The organism is Stenotrophomonas sp. GD03958 (assembly GCF_029839005.1).
GTDB classification, from domain to species: domain Bacteria; phylum Pseudomonadota; class Gammaproteobacteria; order Xanthomonadales; family Xanthomonadaceae; genus Stenotrophomonas; species Stenotrophomonas hibiscicola.
The window spans coordinates 1-4229 of record NZ_JAOBZT010000130.1; the positions used below are offsets into that span (position 1 = coordinate 1).

Here is a 4229-nt window from a genome sequence, read left to right on the forward strand (position 1 = left end):
TGGGCCACGCAACAGGTGATACACAGTTGGTAGTGCCGGCCGCTGGCCGGCAGCTGCGGTGATCCGGCAACCGCGGTGATCTGGCTGGTGGGAAAAGCCGGCCAGCGGCCGGCTCTACCGATCTCTATTCGTCGAACGGTCGCTGTCCCAGCGTCTGCGTCACGTGGTCCACGAAACAGGTAATGCGCGCGGCCAGCGCGGTGTTGCGGTAGTACACCGCATTGATCGGCTGCCGCACCTCCTGCGTCTGCTTGGCGAACAGCTGCACCAGGCGGCCCTCACGCCGATCCTGGCGGGTCAGGAAATCAGACAGGCAGGCGATGCCCAGCCCGGTCACCGCCATCTGCCGCAGTGTCTCGCCACTGGATGAAGCGATGGCCGGCGCGATCACGAAAGGCCCACCATCGGCATCGTGCAGCGGCCATTCGTTCAACGAACTGGGCTGGGTGAAGCCCAGCAGGTCGTGCTCGCGCAACTGCTCCACGCGCGTTGGCGTGCCATGCCGGCGCAGGTACTCGGGGCTGGCCACCACGCGGATGCGGCTGTGGCCGATCGGCCGCGCATGCAGGGTCGAGTCGCGCAACACACCGATGCGGAACGCCACGTCGGTGCGCTTCTCGATCAGGTCGGTGATGCCCTCGTTGGAATTCAGCTCCAGCTCCACCTGCGGGTAGCGCTCACGGAACCCCTCAAGCAGCGGCACGATCACGTGCAGCATGAACGGCGTGGCGGCGTCCACGCGCAGGCGCCCGACCGGCTGCAGCCGCCGCGCTGCCATCTGTTCCTCGGCCTCGTCCACCGTGGCCAGGATCGTGCGCGCGTACTCCAGGAACGCCGCGCCTTCCTCGGTCAGTTCCAGCCGTCGCGTGGTCCGTCGCAGCAGCGTGGTCTGCAGCTTGTCCTCCAGCCGCGCCAGGGTGCGGCTGGTGGCAGAGATGGTCAGTTCCAGCGCCTCGGCCGCCGCCGTGATCGAACCACTGTCGACCACGGCCACGAAGGCCTTCAGCTCATCCAGGGTGGTTTTCATTTTTTACCTCGGCGCAAAAGCGTTTCCCGTATACATGGCTTAATCAACAAATGTAAAGCACCCACACTTCGCCCTGTCCCGAGCCCACCGGCTCTCAACGAAGTCCCTGGAGTCCATCATGAGCGTTCCTTCCTTTGGCGTCGGCACCTTCCGGCTGACCGGCCAGACCGTCATCGACTCGGTGCGCAACGCCCTCGACGTTGGCTACCGTGCAGTCGATACCGCGCAGATCTACGGCAACGAAGCCCAAGTCGGCCAGGCCATCGCCGAATCCAGCGTCCCGCGCGACCAGCTGTTCCTGACCACCAAGATCTGGGTGGACAACTACGCTGCCGACAAGCTGATCCCGAGCCTGCGCGACAGCCTGGCCAAGCTGCGCACCGACTACGTCGACCTGCTGCTGATCCACTGGCCGGCGCCGGGCAATGGCGTTGAACTGCACGAATACATGACCGCGCTGGCCGACGCCAAGGCGCAGGGCCTGACCCGCCAGATCGGTGTGTCCAACTTCAACATCGAGCTGACCCGGCAGGCCATCGAGGTGGTCGGTGCCGGCGAGATCGCCACCAACCAGATCGAACTGAGCCCCTACCTGCAGAACCCGGCGCTGACCGCCTTCCTGCAGGACCAGGGCATCACCGTGACCTCCTACATGACCCTGGCCTACGGCAAGGTGCTGAAGGATCCGGTGCTGGCCGCCATCGCCGACAAGCACCAGGCCACCGTGGCCCAGGTCGCGCTGGCGTGGGCGCTGCAGCGGGGCTACTCGGTCATTCCGTCTTCGACCAAGCGCGAGAACCTGGCCAGCAACCTGCTCGCCCAGGACCTGCACCTGGATGCCGATGACATGGCCGCGATCGCCGCGCTTGACCGCAACGGCCGCGAAGTCGATCCGCCGGGCCTGGCCCCGGCCTGGGACTGAGGAGACTCGCCATGGGCAGTGCGTTGGCGCGGCTGCAGGCCGGTGGTTTCAGCATCGGCATCGAAGCACCGCTGGACAATGACTGGACGCCGCTGGGCGAACAGGCACGACGCGCCGCGCGACGCCTGCCCGGCGAACCGGACCTGCAGCGCCATGCAGAACTGGCACGCTTGGCCGACCGTCTCGGCTTCCGTGCGCTGTGGGTGCGCGACGTGCCGGTTTACGACCCAGCCTTCGGCGATGCGGCGCAGGTGTTCGAGGTATTCAGTTACCTCGGCTACCTGGCCGGCATCACCAATGACATCCTGCTGGGCACCGGTGCGGTGGTGCTGCCGATCCGTGAGCCGTTGCTGACCCTGAAGTCGGCGCGCAGCGTGCAGCGGCTGAGCGGAGACCGCCTGCTGCTGGGCGTAGCCAGTGGCGACCGCCCGGTGGAGTACCCGCTGTTCGGCCGCGATTTCGACACGCGGGGCAGCCGCTTCCGCGAGCAGATCGCATTGCTGCGCGAAGGCGCCGCCGCGCACCTGCCGCAGGGCTTGGACGTGCTGCCTGCGGTTGGCCCAGCCCTGCCGTTGTTCGTGGCCGGCCTGGCCCAGCAGCAACCGGCGTGGATCGGCCAGCACATGGATGGCTGCCTGGCTTACCCGGGCACGCCACAGGACCATGCGCAACGCGTGGCGGCCTGGCGCGCCGTGGCCGGCAACAAGCCCTATGCCAGCTTCATCCACCTGGACCTGGTGGCCGATGCCGATGCTCCTCTGCAGCGCTGGCGCTTCGGCCTGCGCGGCGGCCGCAACGCCCTGCTGGCCGAGCTGCACGCCATGCAGGCGGCCGGTGTCGACCACATCGGCCTGCAGTTCCGCCGCAACGAACGGCCGTTGGCCGAGACCTTCCACGAGATCGCCGAGTACGTGCTGCCGCACTTCCCGGCCCATGCCGACGCCGCTGCGCCGCATGCCCCGCTTGCCGCCCCCGCGGCGGCCTGACCGTTACCGGAGCTTTGCCATGAAGATGAAGACCCTGGCCGCGCTTGCGCTGGCCACCCTGCCGCTGTCTTTCCAGGCCACCGCCGAGGACTGGTATCCCTCTGCCTACGGCGCCAACGACGAGATCGGCGCGGCCAACCTGCTGACCGCGGACGTGGTCAAGCGCGCGGTCTCGCTGGTCAGGACCGGCAAGACCTATCCGCTGGCGGTGCCGGTGGACAAGAACCTGCCCGCGTTCCGCCACCGCAGCTTCCGCCTGTACAACGTGCAGGTCGGCCAGCAGGCCGGCAGGTCGCTGGGCCCCAACAGGTTCACCTTCAACGATGAACTGGTGAACGCGTGGACCGGCGTTGGCACCCAGCTCAACGGCATCGGCCATATCGGCATCGACAACGTCTACTACAACGGCAACAAGGCCGCCGACTTCGTCACCGTCGACGGCGTGCGCAAGCTCGGCGTCGAGAAGGTGCCGCCGATGGTCACCCGCGGCGTCGTGCTGGACATGACCGCGTACTACGGCAAGGCGATCGTGCCCGGCGGCACCGAGTTCACCGTGGCCGACATACAGGCCGTGCTGAAGAAGCAGGGACTGAGCCTGCGCAAGGGCGACGTGGTGCTCTTCAACACCGGCTGGCTGGAACTGATCGGAAAGGACGACAAACAGTTCCTGGAAGTGGAACCGGGTATCGGCATGGAGGCCGCGAAGTGGCTGGCCGACCAGGGCATCGTCGCCTTCGGTGGCGACACCTGGGCCTCGGAGGTCTACCCGAACTCGAACGGTGCCGAGGAGTTCCCGATCAACCAGTACATGCTGGCCAAGCGCGGCATCTACAACCTGGAGCTGATCGACAGCCGTGCGCTGGTGCGCGACAAGGCCTGGGAATTCCTGTTCGTGCTCGGCCAGCCGCTGTACGTCGGCTCGACCCAGGTCAACGTCAACCCGGTGGCGATCCGATGAGCGCCGACTCCGCCCTGCCGTTGTTCGCCGGCCGTCGCTTCCGCGTCAGCTATGACGGTCTGGCCGCCGACAATGTCTACAGCGCCGATGGCCGCCACGTGCGGTACGCCATCGTCTCTGGCGCCTATGCCGGTGCGCAGGGCGACGCTGCCTGCGAGTGGCAACAGATCAGCGAAGGGGTCTATGCCATTTCGTGGCAGGAAGCCGATGGCGCAACGGTCGTGCATGTCGATGACTTCGTCGGCGGGCGTTCGCTGGCCTGGTTCACCGCCACCGATGGCGGTTTCCATCGCATGCAGGGGTCGCTGGCAGCGCTGTGATGCCGGCCAGCGGCCG

Annotated in this window: 5 protein-coding genes; 4 read left to right on the forward strand and 1 reads right to left on the reverse strand. The window is 67.1% G+C overall.

The features are described from left to right. Positions 1-124: 124 nt before the first annotated feature. Positions 125-1027, reverse strand: a complete 903-nt coding sequence (locus N5C25_RS20215) for a LysR family transcriptional regulator (protein WP_279937774.1) — start codon at positions 1025-1027, stop codon at positions 125-127. Positions 1028-1145: 118 nt separating this feature from the next. On the opposite strand from N5C25_RS20215, the gene dkgB reads away from it, so the two are divergent. The 4 genes from dkgB to N5C25_RS20235 are packed head-to-tail and all read left to right on the forward strand — an operon-like array spanning position 1146 to position 4213. After that, entirely contained in the window at positions 1146-1949 is an 804-nt protein-coding gene (dkgB, locus tag N5C25_RS20220; protein WP_058983080.1) for a 2,5-didehydrogluconate reductase DkgB, read from the forward strand. A gap of 11 nt (positions 1950-1960) precedes the next feature. Then, positions 1961-2935, forward strand: coding sequence for a TIGR03571 family LLM class oxidoreductase (locus N5C25_RS20225; RefSeq protein ID WP_279937776.1), 975 nt, complete (start codon positions 1961-1963; stop codon positions 2933-2935). A gap of 19 nt (positions 2936-2954) precedes the next feature. Then, on the forward strand, positions 2955-3893 hold the full coding sequence (locus N5C25_RS20230; RefSeq protein ID WP_279937777.1) for a cyclase family protein: 939 nt from the start codon (positions 2955-2957) through the stop codon (positions 3891-3893). Continuing rightward, a complete protein-coding gene (locus tag N5C25_RS20235; RefSeq protein ID WP_251103237.1) occupies positions 3890-4213 on the forward strand; it encodes an adenylate cyclase in 324 nt (107 codons plus the stop codon). The genes N5C25_RS20230 and N5C25_RS20235 overlap by 4 nt, the downstream gene beginning before the upstream one ends. Positions 4214-4229 lie beyond the last annotated feature (16 nt).